Origin of the sequence: Kineococcus endophyticus, assembly GCF_040796495.1 — a bacterium.
GTDB lineage: Bacteria > Actinomycetota > Actinomycetes > Actinomycetales > Kineococcaceae > Kineococcus > Kineococcus endophyticus.
In genome coordinates this window covers 168726-190778 of record NZ_JBFNQN010000012.1, presented here as the reverse complement: position 1 = coordinate 190778, position 22053 = coordinate 168726, and the positions used below count along the sequence as shown (strand labels likewise).

Here is a 22053-nt window from a genome sequence, read left to right as displayed (position 1 = left end):
CGTCATGCTTCCCTAGATATCGCACTCAGTAGCGGAATAGTCGCTCACAGTGATTGCATGGCCGGACGAGACGTCTTCGCCCCGAGCGGCGCGAGGACCGCGACGAGGCGAGGGGGACTGGGTGGACATCGCCTGGGTCGAGGCCGTCCGGTTGGCTCGCGCCAACCGGTCCCGGTCCGAGGAGCTGGAGGATCGGCACGCCGCGCTCGTGACCCGAGCGGAGAGGGAGAGCCGAGCCCAGGAGCAGCAGCGTCGCGAGGTGCACGACGAGGTCCTCGTCCCCTTCCGCGACGTCTTCTCGCGCCTGAAGAACGTGGACCTCGCGGAACTGGCCGGCATCGACTTGCCCACCGCGGGTGCGGCCCCGCAAGTCGAGGTCACGCAGGTGAGGCTGAACGCCCTCCACGCGATCGGTGCGTTGGCTGGTGGGCTGGGTGCGGGCGTCGGTGCGGGAGCAGGCGCCTTCGTCGCTGCCGGCGCCTTCGGTGTGGCGTCGACCGGCACCGCCATCTCCGGCCTGTCCGGTGCCGCGGCCACGAGCGCAACGCTGGCGGCGCTCGGCGGCGGGTCCCTGGCGGCCGGTGGGGGCGGGGTGGCTCTCGGCACGATCGTCCTCGGGGGTCTGGTGGCGGCTCCTGCCCTCGCGGCCACCGTCGGGGTCCTCACCTGGCAGGGACGACGGCAGCGCGACCGACAGCGGGACGGGGGTAGACAGCTGGACGCCGCCGAGGCCGACCTGGAGCAGTCCGAACGACGCACCAGCACGGTCCTCCGCCGCAGTCGGGAGGTGCGGTCCCTGCTCGATGAGCTCCGAGGGGAGGCGATCACGTCGGTGGACGAGCTGAGTGTGCTGGTGGAACGCGACGACGACTACTCGGCCTACTCTCCTGAGGACCGGGCCCGCGTGGCGTCCACCGTCTCGTTGGTGACCACCACGATCACCGTCATGGGGACCGCTCTCGTCGGGGCGGACGGGGAGGTGACCGAGCTGTCGGGCGAGGTCACGGCTGATGCACACCGTCGGCTGCGGGAGCTCCGGGAGCAGGTCTCCTCGTGAGCGCTGACGAGGAGAAGCTCGCACGGCGGGCCGGTCGGGCGGTGACACGCAGCGCGGCGTGGACCCTGGTCAACGCCGCGACCCGGCGTTCCGCGGCCCAGACGACCGAAGCGCTGCGCATCCGCGACCTGGCGCGGCAGGTCGGGCAGCGGTACCGCAACGTCACGCTCCCCCAGCGCGCCGGTCATCTCTTCGAGGTGATGCACGAGGCGGGCTTCAACCGGGACGCGATCGCACAGGGCTCGCGCATCCGCGCGTCGACCACCGAGTGGGTGAAGGGTGGGTCGCAGAACGCGCCCGCCGACCTGCACGTCCGGGACGAGGGAGGCCGTCTGCTGGCGGCCGCGCAGGCGAAGCTGCTCGGCAGGACGAGTGCCGCGGCGAGCGGCGTCGCCCGGGCTGGGTACGCCGGGCAGCGACGTCTCGTCGCCGAGGACATGGCTGCGCCGGTGCGGAACCTCCTGGACCGGCGGCTGCGGATGACCCCTGAAGGCCTGCGGTACGGCGACTACGTCGATGCCCGCGCCCACGTCACCGACACCCTGCGGGCCGTCACCGAGGACGGCAAGAGGATCACCAGCCGTCCGGTGTCCACTGACGAAGCCCACCGGGCGGCCCGGAACCCGTTGCGGTGGGGCGATCGGCAGGCCACCGCTGCGGGGTCCCGCGAGGTCGGGTCCGCGGTGGCCGCCGGAGCGGCGGCCGGTGCCGTCCTCGCCGGGGTCGTCGAGGCGGCGAAGCAGGCCGCGAGGGTCCGGGCGGGGGAAACCTCGGCGGCGGCGGCTGCCGCCACGGCCGCGGGCGCGGCCGCCATGGGTGCAACTCGGTCGGCGGCGGCCGCCGGACTGCACCAGGCCGTGGCGATCGCGGTCCGAGCCGGGAACCTCCCGGAGTTCCTGGGGCGGGGGTCGACGCCGGCCGCGGTGGCGGCCGCCGTCGCCGACGTCACGGACGCCGGCCTGGCCTTCGCCCGGGAGGAGATCGACGCGGGAGAACTGGCCGCGCGGTGCTGCGAGGCCGCCCTCCGAGTGACGCTGGTCAGCGCCTGCAGCGGGCTCGCGCAGACGGTCATACCGGCCCCGCTCGTGGCCGGTCTCGTCGGCGGGCTCGTCGGGCAGCTGGCAGCGACCCTCATCGCCCAGGGCCTGCGCGCCGCCGTGTCGACCCTGTCCCGTCACGCGGTCGAGCCCGACGCCGAGAGCGCCGAGCGCATCGCTGCGCTGGAGGACGAGACGGCCGAGGCCCTCGCCACGGCGTTGCTGCTGGCGGAGGCAGAGCATGCCCTCGCGACGGGACTGGAGGCCCGCGTCAGCTCAGACATCGGCCCGCTGGCCGACGAGGCTCTCACGGCGGTGACCGCCGAGGGCCCCGACGTGGCGCTGGGCCGTCTGATCGATGTCACCCAGCGACTGGACGGTCAGCCGCTGTTCGTCACGGTGGAGGAGTTCTCCGCCTGGATGGCCGATGCGACGACCTCGCTGTCGCTGGACCCGAACTGGCGATGACCCTCACGCGTCGAAGTCCCGGTCGTCCTCCGCCTCCCCGCGCACCGCGGCGGCGAGACGGGCGAGCCAGGCCGCGCCGGCCTCGTCGTGGACGGTGTGGCGGGGTTCCAGGACGGGGTACGGGGTCGTGGGGACGCCGTCGGCGGGGCGGACGTCGACGTGCACGACGTCGTGGCCCTGGGCGTGCAGCCAGTCGGCCATGGCGTAGTCGGTGCGGGAGTCGCCGACGGTGCGCCAGGCGGTCGGCAGCTCGCCGTCCTGCGCCAGCATCCGCAGCGCCATCTCGGCCCCGCGGTCCTTGCCGAGCAGGACGGACTCGATGTCGGTGGAGATGATCGTCGGGTCGATCCGCCAGTCCACGCCGCCCCGGGCGTCGGGCATCGTCGCGCCCTTCCAGGTCACGCCGAGGTCGAGGTCGGCGAAGACCTCCAGCGCGGCCTTCTCGTACTCGGGCTGGCGGGCGAGGTAGGTCGCGGAGTCGACCTCGAGGCGCTGCTCGATCGACACCATGGCGCGCTTGCCCGCGTCGACGAACACGAGGTCGGCGAAGTCGGTGCGCGCCAGCGCTTCCAGCCGGACGGCCGCGTCACGCGGGACGACGACGGTCTCGTCGACCTCCACGGGGCCCACGCCGTCGGCGGTGACGCTGAACGTCACCGCGCCCTTCTCGCACACCGCGTGCAGCCGGGCGGCCGCGGGCAGACCGGCGGCGAGGACGGGGCCGATCACCTGCTCGCGCAGGAACGCGTCGGACCGGCCGGTGTTGAAGACGACCGGGATCCCCGCGGCGAGCAGTTCCAGCAGGCTCTCGAGCAGGCCGGGGGCGCTGATCGAGCGGGTCACGGGGCTGGCGATCGGGCCGTCGACGTCGAGGAGGAGGCCGAAGGCGGGAGCGGTCGTCACCTCCCGATCCTCCCACCCGCGGGACGCTGGGCCGGACGGGTGAGCGGGCCGCGTTCGCGCCGGTCAGGAGGTTCCTGCTGGCAGGGTCGGCGGGTGCGTCCCGTGCTCGTCCTGCCCCTCGCAGCTCTCGTCCTGACCGCCGCGGCGTGCGGGAGCCAGTCGGCGGCACCCGTGGCCGGCGCATCGCCGAGCGGCTCCGCGACCAGTGCACCGGACGCCTCGTCAGCGCAGGAGGACGCTGACGCCGCGCGCTTCGAGTGGTTGCAGGGTGGGCCGATGGCGACCTCGATGCCGAGCCGCACCTGCACGTGGCACCAGCCGACGGACGAGGAGCTGTCGACCACTGCCCCCGACGAGCACGACGGGCTGTACTGGACGAGCTGCTTCGACCCGACGGAGTACGAGGGTGACTCGATGTGCACCCCACCCGCGGACCTGCCCCCGGACGGGACGTACGCCTGCTTCGTGGAGCCGAAGCTCACGCAGCGCGTGGTCGACGACTGGAACCAGTTCGTCGACACCGAGGACCGGGCGAGCGCCCGTCGGCTGGGCCTGAGCCTGCAGGAGTACCGCGAGCAGCACCCCGACCAGCACGCGGACGGGTCCCCCGTGGACCCGCCGTCCTAGTTCCAGACGTCGAAGACGGCCTTGACGACCTTGAAGGGGATCTTGACGACGGTCCAGACCAGGGACCCCAGGTCCAGGAGGTCGCCGGCGCCCTCGGCGACCTCGAGGGCCTTGTCGCGTCGGCGGTGGGGACGGCGGCGGAGTCTGCGGCGCGCCACGTCAGTCCCCCGAACTCTTCTGCCGGTCGCGGACGCCGTCGAGAGCCACGACGCCGACGAGGAGGAGGGCGCGCAGGTCGGGGTCCAGCGCGGGGTCCGTGCTCAGCGCGAACTCGTCGGCGTCGACGAGGACCCGGTCGAGGGAACGCTTCCTGCGGTGCACACCGCCGATCACCTCCCCGCCCTTGCGCAGGCTCGTCGGCCGCGGATCGGCGTGCAGCGTCACCGTCCACTCCCGGCTGCCCCACGCGCCGCCCGTCATCCGGGCCAGGACGCCGTCCGGGGTCGCCACCTCGAAGCGCGGCGCACCGATGGAGTTCTCCTGCCGCACCCGCCCGAGCGGGCTGCCGTCGGGGCGCACGGCGTGGAACTCCAGACGGCCCCAGGTGCCGGGACGTTCCACGAAGAGCTGCGCGGCGCCGTCCACGACCACGACGTAGCGGCTCGAGACCACGGCGCCGAGGAATCCGAGCCGGACCTCCTCCACCACCTCGGCCAGGGGCGCACCCTCGGGCGACAGGACGTCGTAGTGGTGCCGGTTCGAGAACACCCGGCCGCGCTCGTGCAGCACGAGCTCGGGGGCGTCGCAGACCGCGGTCACCGTCGCAGCATGGCGCAGGGGTGCCCGCTCAGTGGACGGAATGCGTCAACGGCACCCCGGGCCGGTAGGCGAGGTGGGTGACCGACGGCGCGTCGAGCACGTGCAGGTCGGCGCGAGCGCCGACGGTGAGCCGGCCGACGTCGGTGCGGCGCAGCGCCTGCGCCCCGCCGGCGGTCGCGGCGTGCACGGCCTCGGCGACGGTCAGCCCCATCTGCAGCACGGCGGTCGCGACGCAGAACGCCACCGAACTCGTGTAGCTGGAACCGGGGTTGCAGTTGCTGGCGATCGCGACCGTCGCGCCGGCGTCGAGGAGCCGCCGGGCGGGAGCGAGCGGCTGACGGGTCGACAGGTCGCAGGCCGGCAGGACGGTGGCGACGGTGTCGGAGCCGGCGAGGGCGTCGACGTCGGCGTCGGACAGGTGGTTGCAGTGGTCGACGCTGGCGGCCCCCACCTCGACGGCCAGCCGCACGCCGGGACCCTGACCGAGCTGGTTGCCGTGGACGCGCAGGCCCAGCCCGGCGTCTCGCGCTGCGAGCAGGACCGTCCGGGACTGCTCCTCGTCGAAGGCCCCCGTCTCGCAGAACACGTCGGCCCAGCGGACGTGGTCGCGCACGGCCTGCAGCTGCGGGCCGACGAGTTCGGCGAGGTAGTCGGCGGGTTCCTCGCCCGGGGCGACGATGTGGGCTCCGAGCCAGGTCACCTCGTCGGTGAACTCGGCGGCCAGCAGGGCGGCCCGCAGTTCCTCGGCGGGTGTGAGGCCGTACCCGGTCTTCGTCTCCAGCGTCGTCGTCCCCTGCGCGCGGGCCTCGGCGACGTGGCGGCGCAGGCTGCGGCGCAGGTCCTCGTCGGTCGCGGAACGGGTCGCGGCGACGGTGGTGGCGATGCCCCCCGCGGCGTAGGGCATACCCGCCATCCGGGCCTCGAACTCGCTGGTCCGGTCGCCGGCGAAGACGAGGTGGGAGTGCGAGTCCACCCAGCCGGGCAGGACCGCACGGCCGCAGACGCCGATGCGCTCGTCCGCGTCGGGGGCGGCGCTCGCGGGCCCCGTCCAGGCGACGAGGCCGTCGTCGACGACCAGCGCCGCGTCGAGGATCCGGCCCAGCGGGTCCTGCGGCGTGGCCCGTTCGGGGTCGTTCGTCGTGAGTTCGGCGATGCCGGTGTAGAGCGTGCTCACGCGAACCTCCGCAGGACGTCGGCGACGCGGTCCTCCCCCACCGCCGTGTGTCCACCCTGGCGGACGCGGACCTCCCCCGCCACGACGACGTGCGTCACGTCCTGCGCGGTGGCCGTCATCGCGAGCTGGGCGGGGTCGGACCCGGCCGTGCGGACGGACCCGGTGCGGACGGCGACGAGGTCGGCGGGCTGGCCGACGGCGATCGTCCCGCCCTCCAGACCGAGGCTGCGGTGGCCGCCCGTCGTGAGCGCGGCGACCAGGTCGGCGGGGTCGAACACCCCGCGCCGCAGCGAGCCGAGCCGCGCGGCCGCCTCGAGCCCCCGGGTCTCGGCGAACGGGTCGACGACGGCGTGCTGGTCGGTGCCCAGCGCCAGCACGGCTCCGGCGTCGGCGAGGGCCCGGGCGCGGCCCACCCCGTCACCGAGGTCGGCTTCCGTCGTCGGGCACGCCACGACCGACGCCTGCCGCGCCCCGAGGAGGGCGACGTCGGCGTCGGTGACGTGGTTCGCGTGGACGACGGACAGCGCGGGGCTGAGGGCTCCCGCGCGGTCGAGCAGTTCGGTCGGGGTGCAGCCGTAGGCGCGGCGGCAGGCCTCGTTCTCCGCGGGCTGCTCGGAGAGGTGGACGTGGACCGGGGCGCCGAGGTCCCACGCCGTCTCGGCCACCACCGACAGGTCCGCCGGCGCGACGGCGCGCACCGAGTGCGCCGCCACCCCGACGCGGAAGAACTCGTCGGACGGGAGCTGCCGGACCCGCCGCGCCCAGGCCCGGACGTCGCCGTCGGAGAACCGGCGCTGCTCGGGCAGCGCGGGTTCCCCGGGCGCCGAGGTCAGGTACAGCGCGTCGAGCAGTACGAGGCGGATGCCCGCCGTCCGGGCCGCGTCGCGCAGGGCGAGGGCCATGGCGTTCGGGTCCTCGTACGGGGTCCCGTCGGGGCGGTGGTGCAGGTAGTGGAACTCCCCGACCGCGGTCCAGCCCGCGAGCACCATCTCGGTGAACGCGGCCGTCGCCAGTTCCCGGTAGGACTCGGGGTCAAGGCGCCCCGCGAGGTCGTACATCGCGGTGCGCCAGGTCCAGAACGTCCCGCCATCCGCGTGGGTGCGCCCCCGCAGGGCGCGGTGGAACGCGTGCGAGTGCGCGTTCGCGAACCCCGGGAACACCAGGCCGCTCAGCACCTCGTCCCCCGGTTCCGCACCCACGCCCGGGGTGACCGCCGTGATCCGACCGGCGGCCACCTCGATCCGCACGTCCCGGACGACCGCGCCGTCCAGCCAGGCGCTCTGCGCGTGGAAGGTCACTGTTCCCACATCGGGACGCGCAGACCGCGCTCGCGGGCCACCTCGGCCGCGCGGTCGTACCCGGCGTCGACGTGCCGCATGACCCCCGTGCCGGGGTCGTTCGTGAGGACGCGTTCGATCTTCTCCGCCGCGAGGGGGCTGCCGTCGGCCACGGTGACCTGACCGGCGTGGATCGAGCGACCGATGCCGACGCCGCCGCCGTGGTGCAGGGACACCCACGTCGCGCCGGAGGCCGTGTTGAGCAGCGCGTTGAGCAGGGGCCAGTCGGCGATCGCATCGGACCCGTCGGCCATGGCCTCGGTCTCCCGGTACGGCGAGGCCACCGAGCCGGAGTCGAGGTGGTCGCGGCCGATGACGATCGGTGCGGAGATCTCGCCGTTCGCGACGAGCTCGTTGAACTTCAAGCCGGCGAGGTGGCGTTCCTTGTAGCCGAGCCAGCAGATGCGCGCGGGCAACCCCTCGAAGTGGACCTTCTCCCCCGCCGCGGTGATCCAGCGACGCAGCTTCTCGTCGTCGGGGAACAGTTCGAGGATGGCGCGGTCGGTGCGGGCGATGTCCGCGGGATCGCCGGACAACGCGGCCCAGCGGAACGGGCCCCGCCCCTCGGCGAACTGCGGGCGGATGTAGGCCGGCACGAACCCGGGGAACTCGAACGCGCGGTCGTACCCGCCGAGGCGGGCCTCCTCGCGGATGGAGTTGCCGTAGTCGAACACCTCCGCGCCGCGGTCCTTGAAATCGACCATGGCCTTCACCTGCTTGGCCATCGCCTCGCGCGAGCGGCGGGTGAACTCCTCGGGGTCCTTCGCCGCGAGCTCGTGCCACTCCTCGACCGTGACGTCCTCGGGCAGGTAGCTCAGGGGGTCGTGCGCCGACGTCTGGTCGGTCACGACGTCGATGGGAGCGCCCCGGTCGAGGAGTTCGGTGAACACCGTGGCGGCGTTCCCGACGACGCCCACGGACAGCGGGCGGCGGGCGTCGCGGGCGGCGACCACGCGGGCCAGGCCGTCGTCGAGGTCGTCGGCGAGCTCGTCGAGGTAGCCGTGGTCGACGCGGCGCTGCAACCGGGCGCGGTCGACGTCGACGACGAGGACGGCGCCCTCGTTGAGGGTCACCGCGAGCGGCTGCGCGCCGCCCATCCCGCCGGCCCCGCCGGTCAGGGTGATGGTCCCGGCGAGGGTTCCACCGAAGGACTTGTCCGCGACGGCGGCGAACGTCTCGTAGGTTCCCTGGAGGATCCCCTGGGTACCGATGTAGATCCACGACCCGGCGGTCATCTGGCCGTACATCGTCAGGCCCAGGGCCTCGAGGCGGCGGAACTCCGGCCAGGTGGCCCAGTCGCCCACGAGGTTGGAGTTCGCGATGAGGACGCGAGGGGCCCAGGCGTGGGTGCGGAACACCCCGACGGGTTTGCCGGACTGGACGAGGAGGGTCTCGTCGTCCTCGAGGGTCTCCAGGGTGCGGACGATCGCGTCGTAGGCCTCCCACGACCGGGCGGCTTTGCCGGTCCCGCCGTAGACGACGAGGTCGTCGGGACGTTCCGCGACCTCGGGGTCGAGGTTGTTCATGAGCATCCGCAGCGGGGCCTCCGTCTGCCAGCTCTTCGTGTGGAGCTCGTTCCCGCGGTGGGCGCGGACGGGACGCGGCCCGTGGGTGTTCGCGGACATGCGGTTCTCCTCAGTCGATCTCGGTGACGGAGCGGGCGGCGGACACGAGCTGTCCCGAAGCCACGAGACCGGTGACGGCCTCGATCTCGGGGGCGAGGAACCGGTCGGGGCCGGGGCCTTCGACGACGGTGCGGACGAGGCGCAGCAATTCCCCGGTGACGGGGGCGGGTTCGAGGGGTCCACGCAGGTCGAGGGCGCGGGTCGCGGTCATGACCTCGATCGCCAGGACGCGGGTCAGACCGTCGAGCGCGCGGCGCAGTTTCCGCGCCCCCGCCCAGCCCATCGACACGTGGTCCTCCTGCATGGCCGAACTCGGGATCGAGTCGACGCTCGCGGGGACGGCGAGGCGCTTGAGCTCGGAGACGATCCCGGCCGCGGTGTACTGCGCGATCATCAACCCGGAGTCGACGCCGGCGTCGTGCGCGAGGAACGGCGGCAGACCCTGGTTGCGGGCCTTGTCGAGGAACCGGTCGGTGCGACGTTCGGAGATGCTGGCGAGGTCGGCGACCGCGATGGCGAGGAAGTCCAGGACGTAGGCGACGGGGGCGCCGTGGAAGTTCCCGTTCGACTCGACCCGGCCGTCCAGGGTCACGACGGGGTTGTCGACGGCCGCGGCGAGTTCCCGCTCGGCGACCGCACGGGCGTGGGCGGCGGTGTCGCGGCCGGCGCCGTGGACCTGCGGGGCGCAGCGCAGCGAGTACGCGTCCTGGACGCGCGTGCACTCCGGGCCCTGGTGGCTCGCGACGATCGGGGAGCCCGCGAGCGCCCTCCGGATGTTCCCCGCGGCGACGCGCTGGCCGAGCTGGGGCCGCAGCTGCTGCAGGTCGTCGGCGAACACAGCGTCGCTGCCGAGGAGCGCCTCGACGGACAGCGCCGCGGCGAGGTCGGCCGTCGCGAACAGGACGTCGAGGGTGTCGAGGGCGAGGGCGAGCTGACCGAGCATCCCGTCGGTGCCGTTGATGAGGGCCAGGCCCTCCTTCTCGGCGAGGACGACAGGTTCCAGGCCGGCGGCGGCGAGGGCGTCGGCGGTGTCGAGGAGTTCCCCGTCGCGGGTGCGGACGTGACCCTCCCCCATGACGGCGAGGGCGCAGTGGGCCAGCGGCGCGAGGTCGCCGGAGCAGCCGAGGGAGCCGTACTCGGTGACCACCGGGGTGAGGTGGGCGTTGAGCAGGTCGGCGTAGGCGCGGGCCGTGCGCGCGCGGACGCCGGTGCGGCCGGTCATGAGCGTCGACAGGCGCAGCAGCATCGTCGCGCGCACGACCTCCGTCTCGACCTCGGCGCCGGAACCCGCGGCGTGCGAGCGGACGAGGCTGCGCTGCAACGCGGTGCGCTGGTCGGTGGGGATGTGCTTGGTGGCCAGGGCCCCGAAACCCGTGGAGATGCCGTAGTGGGGTTCGACGTCGTCGGCCAGGGCCTCGATGCGCGCGCGCGACTCCTCCACGGCGTCGAGGGCCGCGGGGTCGAGCTCGACGAGGGCACCGTGGCGGGCGACGGCGACGAGGTCGGCGACGCTGACCGGTCCGGTGGAGACGAGGACGTTCTTCACGTCCCTCACTCTGCAGCGCGGGGGGCGTCCCGTCAGCGCCTGGCGCGGCGTCGTTGTCCAGGATGCTGGACACTCTCGGCATGGCCACGTCCCTGGGTGCGCCGACCGTCGGGGCGGCGCTGCGGATCCTCTCGTTCATGGCGGCGCAGCAGGGGCCGGTCGCCGCGGCGACGCTCGCGCGGGCCCTCGACCTGCCGCGGTCGAGCGTCTACCGGTTGCTCGGCGAGCTGGCCGAGCAGGGTTTCGTCCTGCACTTCCCCGAGGCGCGGCGGTACGGCCTGGGGATCGCGGCGTTCGAGCTCAGCTCCGGGTACGTGCGGCAGGAACCCGTGACCCGGCTGGGGCGGCCCGTGCTGGCCGCGCTCGTCGACCGGGTCGGGGAGTCCGCGCACCTGGCCGTGCTCGTGGGCCGCGAGGTCGTCTACCTCGTGGAGGAACGGGCACCGCGCCGGCCCGCGCTCGTCACGGACGTGGGGGTGCGGCTGCCCTCGCACCTCACGGCGAGCGGGCGGGCACTGCTGGCGGAACTGCCGAGGGAGCAGGTGCGCGCGCTGTTCCCCGACGCTGCGGCCCTGGACGGGCGGGGCACGACGACGCTGCGGGAGCTGCGGGCTGAGCTGGTGCGGACGCGGCAGCGGGGGTTCGCCGTCGAGGACGGGGAGATCACCGCGGGGTTCGCGTCCGTCGCGGTGGCCGTGACCGACCGCGCGGGGTGGCCCGTCGCGAGCCTGGCCGTGACGTTCGAGAGCGGCGCCGTGGACGGCGCGAGACGGGAGGAGCTCGTGGCGGCGGTGCGGCGGTACGCCTCGGAGTTGCGGCGGCGCCTGGTCGGGGGGTGAGGTGCGTCTCGAGGGGAACGTTGACTCCCCGGTGACGATGATCGTCACCGGGGAGTCAACGTTCCACCCTCCCGCGGGGCGGCCGGTGTCAGCCCTTGGGCGCGGCCAGCTCCAGTGCGATCCCGTCGGGGTCGCGGAACTCCAGGATCCACAGGCCGCCGGCGTCCTTGACGCCTTCGTGCTGCGCGCCCAGGGAGTCGAGCCGGTCGACGGCCGCGTCGAGAGCCGCGCGGTCGGCGACGCCGAAGGCGAGGTGGTCCAGCCCGACCCGGTCTTCGGAGAACGCGTCGTCCGCCGAGGCCACGGGGCGCAGGCCCAGCAGGCCACCGCCGGGGGTGCTGTAGATGACGCCGCCGAAGAGGAACCACAACTTCTCGCGGGTCTCGTCGTCCGCGTCGGCGGGCAGTTCGAAGGCGACGTCCCAGCCGAAGAGGGCGTCGTAGAAGCGGCGCGAGGCGGCGAGGTCGCGAACCGTGAGCCGGACGTGGCTGACCCCGGTCGTGGTGACGGGGGCCGAGGTGCCGGGGGCGGAGGTCATGGCGGCAGGCTGGCACGGGTCCCGGCGACCTGCAGTCCGGCGTTCAACCGCTCGGTAGCCTCCGAGGACCGCCACCCTGGGAGGTCCCGTGCTCGGCCCGCTGTCCGCCTTCGTCCTCACGCCCTTCGACGGGGACGCCGTCGACGAGCGGGGGTTCGTCGCCCTCGTGGAGCGCTCGGCGGCCGCGGGCGTCGACTCGATCGGCGCGCTCGGCTCGACCGGCAGCTACGCCTACCTCGAACGGAGCGAGAGGGCCCGGCTCGCGCGGGCGGCGGTCGAGGCGGCGGGCGACGTGCCGGTCGTCGTCGGGGTCGGGGCGCTGAGCACCCGCGAGGTGCTCGCCGTGGTCGAGGACGCCCAGCAGGCGGGAGCCGCCGGCTTGCTGCTGGCGCCGCTCTCGTACCAGCCGCTCACTGACGACGAGGTGTTCGGGCTCTACGAGGACGTGACGGCGGCGGCGTCCGTGCCGGTGTGCGTCTACGACAACCCGCGGACGACCGGGTTCACCTTCACGGACGAGCTGCGCGCTCGGGTGGGGCGGCTGCCCGGCGTGGGTTCCCTCAAGCTGCCCGGTGTGCCGGCGGACCCCGACGCGGCCCGCACCTGGATCACCGACCTGCGCGGAGCCGTCGCGCCCGGCGTGACCCTCGGCGTCTCCGGGGACGCGTTCGCCGTGCGCGGGCTGCGCGCCGGCTGCGACACCTGGTACTCCGTCGTGGCCGGGGTGCTGCCCCGGACGTGCCTCGACCTCACCTCGGCCGTCCTGGCCGGAGACGACGAGCGGGTGCGGCGGATCGAGGCGCGGCTGGAGCCGTTGTGGTCGCTGATGGCCGCGCACGGGAGCCTGCGGGTGGCGGCGGCGTTCGCGGAGCAACTCGGGGTGGTGCCGCGGGCCGGGTTGCCGCGGCCGGTGCGCGACCTGCCGGCGGAGGGACAGCGGGCCGTGGCCGAGCTGCTCGTGGGCGGGGACTGGGGGTAGGCGCCCCGCGGGTGGGCCGGGTGCGGTCAGTCCACGCGCACGACTGCGCGCCGCCGGGCCAGCCGCAGCACCAGCAGGGCCAGGGCTCCCCCGAGCACCGACCCGAGGGTGTTCGCCAGCCAGTCGTTCGTGTCGCAGGAGCGGCCCAGCAACGGGACGACGGCCTGCAGCAGCTCGACGAGCGCAGAGGAGGCGCTGCCCGCGGCGGCGGCGAGGAGCCAACGGCGGGTCGCCGCGCCGGCCAGGAACACCGGCCCGACGAACAGCACCAGGTTCGCGAACGCCTCGACCCGCGCCGGGGTCGGCCACGCCCACTGCACCTCGCAGCCGGCGACGAGCTCGCGGCTCGTGGGCACCAGCGTCAGCGCCAGCAGCGGCAGGACGGACAGGCCCGCCAGGGCCCAGGCCAGCCGCGGGCGCCGCACGAGCCCGGGCCCGACGAGGAGACCGGCCACCACGAGGACCAGCAGCAGGACGGGCGTGACCCAGCGGTGCTCGACGAGGAACGTGCTGAGCACCGGGTCACGCGGTCCCGACGTCGCGCCGCGCGGCCCACTCGTGCGCCAGCAGCGCGTACTCGCAGCCGTCGACCCAGCCGAGCTCGGCGTGCCAGGAGTCCTGCACGCCGTGCTGCTCGCGCCTCATCCCGGCCTTCTCCAGCACGCGCGCCGACGCGTGGTTGTCGGCGTAGCAACCGGCCGTGACGCGGCGCAGCCCCAGCACGTCGAAGGCGGCCGTCAGCAGGCCGCGGGCGAGGTCGGTGGCCAGGCCCCGGCCCCAGACGTCCGGCGCGAGCACGTAGCCGATGCCGGCCTGCGTGCCCACCGGCATCCCCGGCTGACCCATGCCGTCGACGACGTCGAGGAACCCCAGGCCGACGGCACGGCCGTCGAGGTCGGCGACGCAGGAGAAGTCGGTGGCGCTGTCGGGGACGGCCAGCCACTCGCGGCGGAACGCCTCCGGCTCGGCGTGGGTCTTCAGCATCCAGCGGTTGACGGCGGGGTCGTTGCGGAGGGCGAGCAGCTCGTCGATCTCGTCGGGACGCGGGTCCCGCAGGACGAGCGAGCCGGAGCGGGCGGGCCAGGGGGCGGTCGGCACCCGCCCATCCTGGCAGCGACTGCACCTCGGCCCCCAAGGGCGTCAGACGTGCGCTGCGGCTGCGATGTCCACGCCGACGAGCTCCTGCGACACCTGCCAGACGCGTTGCGCTGCAGCGGCGTCGCGCAGGGGCCGGTAGAGGGTCTGCTCGGCGGGCGCCCCACCCAGGTGACCGGGGCCTGCCGGCCCGTAGAGCCGGCCGCCCGACGCCGCCGGGGACGTGGCGGCGAGCACAGCCGGAAGAGCGGCGCTGTCGGCCGTCCCGAGCAGGATCCCGGCGCGCGACAGCGTCCGGATCACCCGGACCGCCGGGGTGTCCCGCTCCCGTCCCATCTCCGGGCGGGCAGCGAGCAGGGTGGTCGGTGCGACCCCCGGGTGGACGAGGTTGCTCGTGATGCCCCACCCCGCGGCGCGGCTGCGACGGTCCAGTTCCAGGCCGAACAACCCGAGGGCGATCTTCGACGAGCTGTAGGCACGGCCGCCGGCGTAGGACCGCTCCCAGTTCAGGTCGTCCCAGTGCACCGCACCGCTGCGGGCCGCGACGCTGACCTGCGACGTCACCCACGCCCGGCCGCGGACCAGCAGCGGCGCGAGGTGGCCCACGAGGGCGACGTGCCCGAGGTGGTTCGTGCCCAGCTGCAGCTCGAACCCGTCGGCGGTCTCCCGCCGGGACGGGGGCGTCATGACGCCCGCGTTCGCGACGAGCAGGTGGACGGGTTCGTCCTCCGCCAGCAGCTCGCGGCCGAAGGCGGCGATCGACGCGAGCGAGGAGAGGTCGAGGTCGTGCAGGCGCACGCGAGCGCCGGGGACCTCGCGGCGGACCTGGGCGAGCGCGTCCTCGGCACGCCCGCGGTTGCGGACCGGGACGAGGACCTCGGCCCCGGCGGCCGCGAGCCGGCGGACGATGCCGAGGCCGATGCCCGCGGCACCTCCGGTGACGACGGCGCGCCGGCCGGTGAGGTCGGGGACGGTGAGGTGCGGGGTGCGGGGCACGACGACTCCTGGGGTGCGGCGGGTGGTGGTCCCACCGAGCCTGGTCGACACCCGGGACCGGAACCAGGACCCGCCGATCCCCCTCTCCGGGACCGAGGTCCGCAGCCAGGGACCGACGGGTCCTGGTCCGCCTCGCCACCCACAGGTAGGAAGGGACCGACCGGGTCGCGAGCGACGGGAGGACCGGTGACTGCACACCCCATCGACCGGGCGGGACTGTCGGACTTCCTGCGCCGGCGCCGGGAGGTCCTGCAGCCGGAGGACGTCGGCCTGCCGCGGGGGTTGCGCCGTCGGACGTCCGGGCTGCGGCGCGAGGAGGTCGCGGCGCTGTGCCACATGTCGACCGACTACTACACGCGGCTTGAGCAGGAACGCGGACCGCACCCGTCCGAGCAGATGACGTCGGCCATCGCGCAGGGTCTGCACCTGTCCCTGGACGAACGGGACCACCTGTTCCGCCTGGCCGGGCACCACCCGCCGCCCCGCGGCGCGGACGGGGACCACGTCGGGCCCGGGGTGCTGCGCATCCTCGACCGGCTGACGGACACGGCCGCCGAGGTCGTGACGGAACTGGGCGTGACGCTGCGCCAGACGCCGCTGGGCGCAGCCCTGATCGGCGACACGACGAGGTTCACCGGTCCGGAGCGCAGCCTCGGGTACCGGTGGTTCACCGACCCCACCAGCCGGGAGCGGTACCGGCCGGAGGACCACCCGTACCTCTCCCGGCTGTACGCGTCGCACCTGCGCACGGTCGTCACGCGCCGCGGGCCGGACTCCCGCGCCGCCCGTCTGGCCGACCTGGCGCTCGCGCGCAGCGCGGAACTCCGGGAGCTGTGGGAGCGGCACGAGGTGGGGTTGCGCCCCCGCGAGCCCAAGCACTTCGTCCACCCCCAGGTCGGCGCGCTGGAACTGCACTGCCAGACGTTGCTGGACCCCGACCAGTCCCACCTGCTCATGGTCTACACCGCCGTCCCCGGCACGGAGAGCTACGAGAAGCTGCAGCTGCTCTCCGTGCTGGGGGTGGGCGGCACCGTCTGACCGACGGACTCAGCCCGCGGCCTTCAGCAGGTCCGCGCACTTCTCCCCGATGGCCATCGTGAGGATGTTCGGGTTCACGGCCGGCAGGAACGGCATGACGGACCCGTCCGCGATCCGCAACCCCTGCACGCCCCGGACGCGGAGTTCGGGGTCGCAGACGGCGAGCGGGTCCGAGGCCGGGCCCATCTTCGCCGTCGCGCTCGGGTGGTACACCGTGTTGTGCGTCTTCTTGGCGTAGTCGGCGATCTCGTCGTCGGTGACGACGTCCTTGCCGGGGGCGAGTTCCGCGCCGGCCCAGCCCGCCATCTCGGCCTGCTCGACGATGCGACGTGCGAGCCGGATCCCGGCGGTCATGACGGCGAGGTCGTGGCCGTCGGGGTCGGTGAAGTAGCGCGGGTCGACCTTGGCGCGGTCGCGGAAGTCGCGCGACCGCAGCCGCACCGTCCCGCGCGACCTCCCCTGCGTGACGTTGGGGGTGAGGCAGAACCCGTTGTCCGTCGTGGGGTAGCCCCAGCGGACGGTGTTCATGTCGAAGGGCACCGACCCGTAGTGCATCATCAGGTCAGGCAGCGGCGCGTCCGGCGCGGCGTGCTCCGTCGTGGCGAACACCCCGATCTCCCACCACTGCGTCGACCGCGTCACCATCGGCTGCAGCGCGTCCCAGAACACGAGCCCCTCGACGTGGTCGTCCAGGTTCTCCCCCACCCCGGAGGAGTCCACGAGGACGTCCAGACCGAACTCCTTCAGCTGCGCCGCCGGGCCGACACCGGAGAGCAGGAGGAGCTTCGGGGTGTCGATGGAACCCGCCGACAGCACGACCTCGCGGCGAGCACGCACGGAACCGTGGTGGATCCCGTCCGGCGCGAGGAACTGCACGCCCGTGGCGCGCGGCGAACCGTCGGCACCGGGTTCGAGGACGAGCTTCTCGACCCAGTACCCCGTCCGCACCGTGAGGTTCGGCCGCGAGTCCATCACCGGGTGCAGGTAGGCGTGCGAGGTGGACATGCGGGAGCCGTCCTCGCCCGCGTTGATCTGGAACCAGCCCGCGCCGTTGCGAACGGTCGTTCCGCGGTTGAACTGCACCGTCGGCAACCCCGCGGACGCGGCGGCCTGCAGCAGCGCGACACCGCAGGGGTCGTTCGGCGGGACGTCGCGCAGCCGCACCGGCCCAGACGTCCCGTGGTGGGGCCCTCGCGCGGCGTTGTCCTCCAGGCGACGGACGAGGGGCAGCACGCTGTCCGCGCCCCACCCGGTGCAGCCGAGCGCCTCCCACGCGTCGAGACCCTCGGCGGGTGGGTGGAAGGCGATGCAGGAGTTGTGCGAGGAGCAGCCGCCGAGCACCTTGGCACGGGCGTGGCGGAGGAAGGAGTTCCCGTTCTCCTGCGGTTCGACGGGGTAGTCCCAGTCGTAGCCGGAGTCCAGCAGGTGCATCCAGTCCTCGAGGACGAGGACGTTCGGGTCCCCCACGTCGCTCGGGCCGGCCTCGAGGAGGCAGACGGTGACGTCGGGGTCCTCGGACAACCGGGCGGCCACGACGCAGCCGGCCGTGCCGCCGCCGGCGACGACGTAGTCGAACTCCTCCACCGGGGTGGACGTCTCCGAGGTCACTTCGGACCCTCCTTCTCCTGCGGGTCGACGATGGTCGAGCGTCCCGCGGCCGCGTGGCCGGCGGTGAGGTCGACGGGTGCGCTGGCGTGCTCGGCGAGGACGCCGGAGGTGTGGCGCAGGCGCAGGCGGTAGTAGAGGATCCCGCCGCCCACGACGACGGCGATGAACAGGACCGCCCCCCACTTCAGGTACCAGTGGAACGGCGCCGACGGGTTGTAGACCTCGGCGCGCGGCCAGAGGAGGTTCACCATCATCCCCACGCCCCACAGCACGGCCAGGACGTTGACGGGCAACCCCCAGCGGCCGAGCGTGAAGGGAGCACTCGAACCGTCCGGCATGGGGGTGGGCCAGCGGCCGCGCAGCCGGGCGACGAGCAGCGGGATCGTCACGAGCAGGTAGGCCAGGTAGATCATCCCGACGGCCAGGCTCGTGAGGACGAGGAAGATCTGCGGCTGCCCCACGTTCACCACGAGGATGACGATGGCCAGGACACCGACGACGACGGCCGGGACGACCGGCGTGCGGTGCTTGGGGCTGATGCGGGCGAGCTTCGCGCCCGCGGGGAGGTTGTTGTCGCGGGCCATCGCGAACATCATCCGGATCGTTGCGGTGTGGACGGCGAGGGAGCAGACCAGGACGGCGACCACGACGCAGACGAGGAAGGGTTTGCCGAACCCCGAGCCGACGGTCGACAGGACGAGGTGCTGCAGCCCGCCGTTCGACGACGCCAGCAGCGGGTCGTCGAGGTCCGGAACCGACATCAACCCGAACAGCAGGATCAGGCCGCCGAGGACGAACGAGGCGACGACGGCGCGCAGCACGGCCCGGGGGGCGGTCCGCCGCGGGTCCTTCGTCTCCTCCCCCAGGGAACTGGCCGTGTCGAACCCGTACATGACGTAGCCCGACGCCAGTGCGGCGACGAGGAACGCCCCGAGGTACCCACCGGAGTGGTCGGTCCCGACACCACGGTTCTCCAGGACGACGTCCGGACCGCGGGTGATGTGGACGGCCAGCAGCACGATGATGACGACGGCGGCGATGAGCTCGACGAACACGCCGGTGGAGTTGATGCGGGACATGAGCTTGACGCCGAACGCGTTGACGAGGGTCGTGAACACGACGACGACCGTGCCGAGGACGACGGCGTTCAGGGCGTAGTCGGTCGCGTCCGTGCCGTCCCCGAAGAACTGGAACCCCGGCCACAGCTGCGGCAGCGTCAGCTGCACCGCGAGGACGACGGCGGCCAGCGTCACGACGGAGGCGACGAGCATCGTCCAGCCCGCGGCCCACGCCACGGTCGGGGACGCGAGGCGCTTGGTCCAGTTGTAGAGGGAGCCCGCCACGCTGTAGCGGCTCGACAGTTCCGCGAAGCAGAGCGCCACCATGAGCTGCCCGACGAAGACCGCCGGCCAGGACCACAGGTAGCTGGGCCCGGCCGTCCCGTAGCCGAAGTAGAAGAGCTGGAACGTGCCGGTCAGGATGGAGATGTAGCTGACGCCGGCCGCGAAGCTGGCGAAGGAACCGATGCTGCGTTCGAGGCCGGGTTTGTAGCCGTACTCGTCGAGCCCGTGCGAGTCCTCGCTCGCCGCTGTACCACCACCGCTGGGTTCCACCCGTGCCTCCGTGTGTTCGAAGTGGTGCTCGAAGTTCCTGCCCGTGGTCAGGGCCCGGCGCGCCTCAGCCCTGGAACCACCCCGGGGCCGCGGGCCGGGTGGTGCGCCAGACGTGCTTGGTCTCGCGGTACTCCGCGAGACCGGCGGGCCCGAGTTCCCGGCCGTTGCCGGACATCCGCTGCCCGCCCCACTCGGCCTCCGGCACGTAGGGGCCGAAGTCGTTGATCCACACCGTGCCGTGCCGCAGGCCGGCGGCGACGCGTTCGCCGCGCTCGACGTCGAGGGTCTGGACGGCCCCGGCGAGGCCGTACGTCGTGTCGTTCCCGAGGAACACCGCCTCCTCCTCGGTCCGGAACCGCTCGACGGTGAGGATCGGGCCGAACGTCTCCTCCTGGACGATCCGCATGCTGCGGTCGCAGTCGTCGAAGACGGTGGGTTCGAGGAAGAACCCGCGCTGCAGTTCCGGGGCGTCCGGCCGGCGACCACCGGTGAGCAACCGGGCTCCCTCCTGCAGCCCGAGAGCGACGTACCCCTCGACCTTGTCGCGGTGCTGCGCCGAGACGAGGGGGCCGCTCTCGACCCCCTCCTCCAGGCCGTTGCCGAACCGGATCCGGCGGGCCCGCTCGACCACGCCGGCGACGAGCTCGTCCGCGACGGACTCCTCGACGATCAGCCGCGTTCCGGCCGAGCAGACCTGGCCGGAGTGCAGGAACACCCCCGTGAGGACGGTGTCGACCGCGACGTCGAGGTCGACGTCGGCGAAGACGATGTTCGGGTTCTTGCCGCCGAGTTCCACGGTGACGCGCTTGACGGTGTCCGCGGCCGCCTTCGCGATGGCCCGCCCGGTGGCGAGGCCGCCCGTGAACGAGACGAGGTCGACGGCCGGGTGGCTCGTCAGCGCCGGGCCGACCGCACCCCCCGCACCGAGGACGAGGTTCACGACTCCCGGCGGGGCCCCGGCCTCCTCGAGCAGCCGGACGAGGTGGACCGTCGTCAGCGGGGTGACCTCGCTGGGTTTGAGCACGACGGTGTTCCCCGCGACCAGCGCGGGGGCCACCTTCCAGGAGATCTGCAGCAGCGGGTAGTTCCAGGGGGCGATGAGCGTGCAGACGCCGACGGGGTGGTGCACCACACGACTGACGACCTCGGGTCGCCCCACGTCGACGGTCCGGTCGACCTCGACGACGCCTTCCCGGACGTAGTACCGGAACACGGCGGTGACGTCGTCGACGTCGATGCGGGACTCGGCGAGCGTCTTGCCCGTGTCGAGCGTCTCCGTCCGGGCGATCTGCTCGCGGTCGCGCTGCAGCAGGTCGGCGACGCGGTTCAGGAGGGCGGCCCGTTCGGCGACCGGCGTCCGCGTCCAGGGCCCCTCGTCGAACGCCGTGCGCGCCGCCAGGACCGCCGCCTCGGCGTCCTGCGCGGCGGCCTCGTCGACGACCTCGAACACCTGCCCGTCGAAGGGGTTCATCACGTCGCGGGTCCCGCCGGCCGCGGCGGAGCGCCACTCACCGGCGATGAACAGTTCGGGCACGTGGACTCCTGACGGTCTGTGCCGGACCCGGGGACCCGGCGAGGAGCTGGTATGTCAGTGCGTGCGTCAACGTAGGACCGTGGTCCCGGCCGGTCAAGGGTTGGGACGGAGGGGATGACGGAGGCGACATCGACTGACCGTCCGGTAGGTAACCTGCCCTCGTGGCGACGCGGCGCGCGATCCTCGACGGCACCCTGGACCTGCTGCGGCACGGGGAACCGGTCACGCTCGACGCCGTCGCCCGGACGGTGGGGATCACCAAACCCGGTGTGCTGCACCACGTGGGCAGCAAGGAAGGGCTGATGCTGGCGGTGGTCGACGACGTCGTCGACCGCTGGGACACGGCGCTGCGGACCGTCCTGGGCGAGGACCCGGACGAGGCCGGCCCGGTACGGCGCACCCTCGCCTACGTCGAGTTCGTGCTCGCCACGCGCTTCGACGCCTCCGACGTGGCGGTCTTCGCCGACCCCCGGCTGCGGGAGCCGCTGACGGCGCGCTGGCAGGAGCGGATGTCGACCTGGTTCGACCTCGACGGTCTGCCGCCGCACGTGCGGGCGCGGCTCCTCGTCGCGCGGATGTGCGCCGACGGGGTGTGGTTCTCGGAGGCGACGTCGCTCTTCCCGGTGCCGGACGCGGACCTGGAGGCCCTCGGTGCGGTCCTGCACGACCTGCTGGGGCCGGACGCGCACCGCGGGTCGTCGCGGGGGGACGACGACTGACCGCGGTGCGCGCCGGGCTGCGCCGGGTTTCGCCGCCGCTCAGGACAGGGGCAGGCGCTCCCAGTCGCTGCTGAAGTCCGTGCCGCTGCGCTTGAACAGCTGCGTCACCGGGCAGCGGCGCTCGGTCTCGTCGCGCAGCGTCGCGAAGGTGGCGTCGTCGGCGTCCGTCTCGACCGTCACCTTGACGGTGACCCGGTCGAAGTTCGCGTTGCCCTCGGCGCCCGAGCCGATGACCGCCGGGTTCAGGTCGCCCTGGACCTGGAACGACCAGGTGCCCAGCTGCACCCCGAGGTCCTTCGCCACGATGCTGCCGGTCACCTGGTTGCACGAGGTCAGCGCACCGAGGGCGTAGCTCAGCGGGCTCGGCGCGGCGTCCTGCCCGCCGAACGACGGGTAGGTGTCGGCCTTGAAGGTGTGCTGGTTGTCGCCCGGGACGGTGAGGTCCTGGGCGACCCCCGTCCCCTGGGCCTGGACGACGAACGGCACGGTCTTCGGACTCACGGGTGCTCCTCTGGTCGGACGGGTGGGTGAAGCTTCACCCACCCGTCCGGAGGCGGCAAA

At 73.6% G+C, this 22053-nt stretch carries 22 protein-coding genes; 7 read left to right on the top strand and 15 right to left on the bottom strand.

Going from position 1 to position 22053, the window contains the following annotated elements; translation table 11 throughout:
* The first annotated feature begins 121 nt into the window (after nt 1-121).
* Both AB1207_RS17940 and AB1207_RS17935 read left to right on the top strand, forming a co-directional pair.
* Nucleotides 122-1057 (top strand): hypothetical protein, encoded by a 936-nt coding sequence (locus tag AB1207_RS17940; protein WP_367639770.1) that lies wholly within the window; start codon nt 122-124, stop codon nt 1055-1057.
* Nucleotides 1054-2562, top strand: coding sequence for a hypothetical protein (locus tag AB1207_RS17935; RefSeq protein ID WP_367639769.1), 1509 nt, complete (start codon nt 1054-1056; stop codon nt 2560-2562). The genes AB1207_RS17940 and AB1207_RS17935 overlap by 4 nt, the downstream gene beginning before the upstream one ends.
* Before the next feature lie 3 nt (nt 2563-2565).
* Here the strand turns inward: AB1207_RS17935 and AB1207_RS17930 are convergent, their stop codons facing one another.
* Nucleotides 2566-3465 (bottom strand): hypothetical protein, encoded by a 900-nt coding sequence (locus AB1207_RS17930; protein ID WP_367639768.1) that lies wholly within the window; start codon nt 3463-3465, stop codon nt 2566-2568.
* A gap of 93 nt (nt 3466-3558) precedes the next feature.
* On the opposite strand from AB1207_RS17930, the gene AB1207_RS17925 reads away from it, so the two are divergent.
* Nucleotides 3559-4092, top strand: coding sequence for a hypothetical protein (locus tag AB1207_RS17925; protein WP_367639767.1), 534 nt, complete (start codon nt 3559-3561; stop codon nt 4090-4092).
* Here AB1207_RS17925 and AB1207_RS17920 read toward each other — a convergent pair.
* Genes AB1207_RS17920 through hutH form a run of 6 tightly spaced genes read right to left on the bottom strand, consistent with a single transcriptional unit; the run spans nt 4089 to nt 10542 of the window.
* Nucleotides 4089-4250 (bottom strand): hypothetical protein, encoded by a 162-nt coding sequence (locus AB1207_RS17920; protein ID WP_367639766.1) that lies wholly within the window; start codon nt 4248-4250, stop codon nt 4089-4091. The genes AB1207_RS17925 and AB1207_RS17920 overlap by 4 nt on opposite strands.
* Nucleotide 4251: 1 nt before the next feature.
* Nucleotides 4252-4851: an LURP-one-related/scramblase family protein gene (locus tag AB1207_RS17915; protein WP_367639765.1), complete on the bottom strand. Its 600-nt coding sequence runs from the start codon at nt 4849-4851 to the stop codon at nt 4252-4254.
* Nucleotides 4852-4879: 28 nt separating this feature from the next.
* Complete coding sequence (hutI, locus tag AB1207_RS17910) at nt 4880-6025, bottom strand: imidazolonepropionase (RefSeq protein WP_367639763.1); 1146 nt, start codon at nt 6023-6025, stop codon at nt 4880-4882.
* The gene (locus AB1207_RS17905; RefSeq protein WP_367639762.1) at nt 6022-7332 is read right to left on the bottom strand and encodes a formimidoylglutamate deiminase; all 1311 of its coding nucleotides are present in this window, start codon (nt 7330-7332) and stop codon (nt 6022-6024) included. The genes hutI and AB1207_RS17905 overlap by 4 nt, the downstream gene beginning before the upstream one ends.
* Nucleotides 7320-8987: a urocanate hydratase gene (hutU, locus tag AB1207_RS17900; RefSeq protein ID WP_367639761.1), complete on the bottom strand. Its 1668-nt coding sequence runs from the start codon at nt 8985-8987 to the stop codon at nt 7320-7322. The genes AB1207_RS17905 and hutU overlap by 13 nt, the downstream gene beginning before the upstream one ends.
* Nucleotides 8988-8997: 10 nt before the next feature.
* The gene (hutH, locus tag AB1207_RS17895; RefSeq protein WP_367639760.1) at nt 8998-10542 is read right to left on the bottom strand and encodes a histidine ammonia-lyase; all 1545 of its coding nucleotides are present in this window, start codon (nt 10540-10542) and stop codon (nt 8998-9000) included.
* Nucleotides 10543-10613: 71 nt separating this feature from the next.
* Here hutH and AB1207_RS17890 point away from each other — a divergent pair, with 71 nt between their 5' ends.
* Nucleotides 10614-11372, top strand: coding sequence for an IclR family transcriptional regulator (locus AB1207_RS17890; RefSeq protein WP_367639759.1), 759 nt, complete (start codon nt 10614-10616; stop codon nt 11370-11372).
* An 88-nt stretch (nt 11373-11460) separates the two neighbouring features.
* Here AB1207_RS17890 and AB1207_RS17885 read toward each other — a convergent pair whose 3' ends face one another.
* Nucleotides 11461-11910, bottom strand: coding sequence for a VOC family protein (locus AB1207_RS17885; RefSeq protein ID WP_367639758.1), 450 nt, complete (start codon nt 11908-11910; stop codon nt 11461-11463).
* Nucleotides 11911-11998: 88 nt separating this feature from the next.
* Here AB1207_RS17885 and AB1207_RS17880 point away from each other — a divergent pair, with 88 nt between their 5' ends.
* Nucleotides 11999-12889, top strand: coding sequence for a dihydrodipicolinate synthase family protein (locus AB1207_RS17880; RefSeq protein ID WP_367639757.1), 891 nt, complete (start codon nt 11999-12001; stop codon nt 12887-12889).
* 26 nt (nt 12890-12915) lie between these two features.
* Here AB1207_RS17880 and AB1207_RS17875 read toward each other — a convergent pair whose 3' ends face one another.
* Genes AB1207_RS17875 through AB1207_RS17865 form a run of 3 tightly spaced genes read right to left on the bottom strand, consistent with a single transcriptional unit; the run spans nt 12916 to nt 14980 of the window.
* Nucleotides 12916-13407, bottom strand: coding sequence for a VanZ family protein (locus AB1207_RS17875; RefSeq protein WP_367639756.1), 492 nt, complete (start codon nt 13405-13407; stop codon nt 12916-12918).
* Nucleotides 13408-13411: 4 nt separating this feature from the next.
* Nucleotides 13412-13987 (bottom strand): GNAT family N-acetyltransferase, encoded by a 576-nt coding sequence (locus AB1207_RS17870; protein WP_367639755.1) that lies wholly within the window; start codon nt 13985-13987, stop codon nt 13412-13414.
* A 42-nt stretch (nt 13988-14029) separates the two neighbouring features.
* Entirely contained in the window at nt 14030-14980 is a 951-nt protein-coding gene (locus AB1207_RS17865; protein WP_367639754.1) for an SDR family oxidoreductase, read from the bottom strand.
* A gap of 186 nt (nt 14981-15166) precedes the next feature.
* Here AB1207_RS17865 and AB1207_RS17860 point away from each other — a divergent pair, with 186 nt between their 5' ends.
* Nucleotides 15167-16018: a helix-turn-helix transcriptional regulator gene (locus AB1207_RS17860; protein WP_367639753.1), complete on the top strand. Its 852-nt coding sequence runs from the start codon at nt 15167-15169 to the stop codon at nt 16016-16018.
* Nucleotides 16019-16027: 9 nt separating this feature from the next.
* On the opposite strand, the gene AB1207_RS17855 is transcribed toward AB1207_RS17860, so the two are convergent.
* The 3 genes from AB1207_RS17855 to AB1207_RS17845 form a co-directional block, all read right to left on the bottom strand.
* Nucleotides 16028-17626, bottom strand: coding sequence for a GMC family oxidoreductase (locus AB1207_RS17855; RefSeq protein ID WP_437178971.1), 1599 nt, complete (start codon nt 17624-17626; stop codon nt 16028-16030).
* Entirely contained in the window at nt 17623-19239 is a 1617-nt protein-coding gene (locus AB1207_RS17850; RefSeq protein ID WP_367639752.1) for an APC family permease, read from the bottom strand. The genes AB1207_RS17855 and AB1207_RS17850 overlap by 4 nt, the downstream gene beginning before the upstream one ends.
* Nucleotides 19240-19303: 64 nt before the next feature.
* Nucleotides 19304-20773, bottom strand: a complete 1470-nt coding sequence (locus AB1207_RS17845; RefSeq protein ID WP_367639751.1) for an aldehyde dehydrogenase family protein — start codon at nt 20771-20773, stop codon at nt 19304-19306.
* A 161-nt stretch (nt 20774-20934) separates the two neighbouring features.
* On the opposite strand from AB1207_RS17845, the gene AB1207_RS17840 reads away from it, so the two are divergent.
* Entirely contained in the window at nt 20935-21492 is a 558-nt protein-coding gene (locus AB1207_RS17840) for a TetR/AcrR family transcriptional regulator (protein WP_367639750.1), read from the top strand.
* Nucleotides 21493-21531: 39 nt separating this feature from the next.
* Here AB1207_RS17840 and AB1207_RS17835 read toward each other — a convergent pair whose 3' ends face one another.
* On the bottom strand, nt 21532-21993 hold the full coding sequence (locus AB1207_RS17835) for an OsmC family protein (protein ID WP_367639749.1): 462 nt from the start codon (nt 21991-21993) through the stop codon (nt 21532-21534).
* Between the last annotated feature and the right edge of the window lie 60 nt (nt 21994-22053).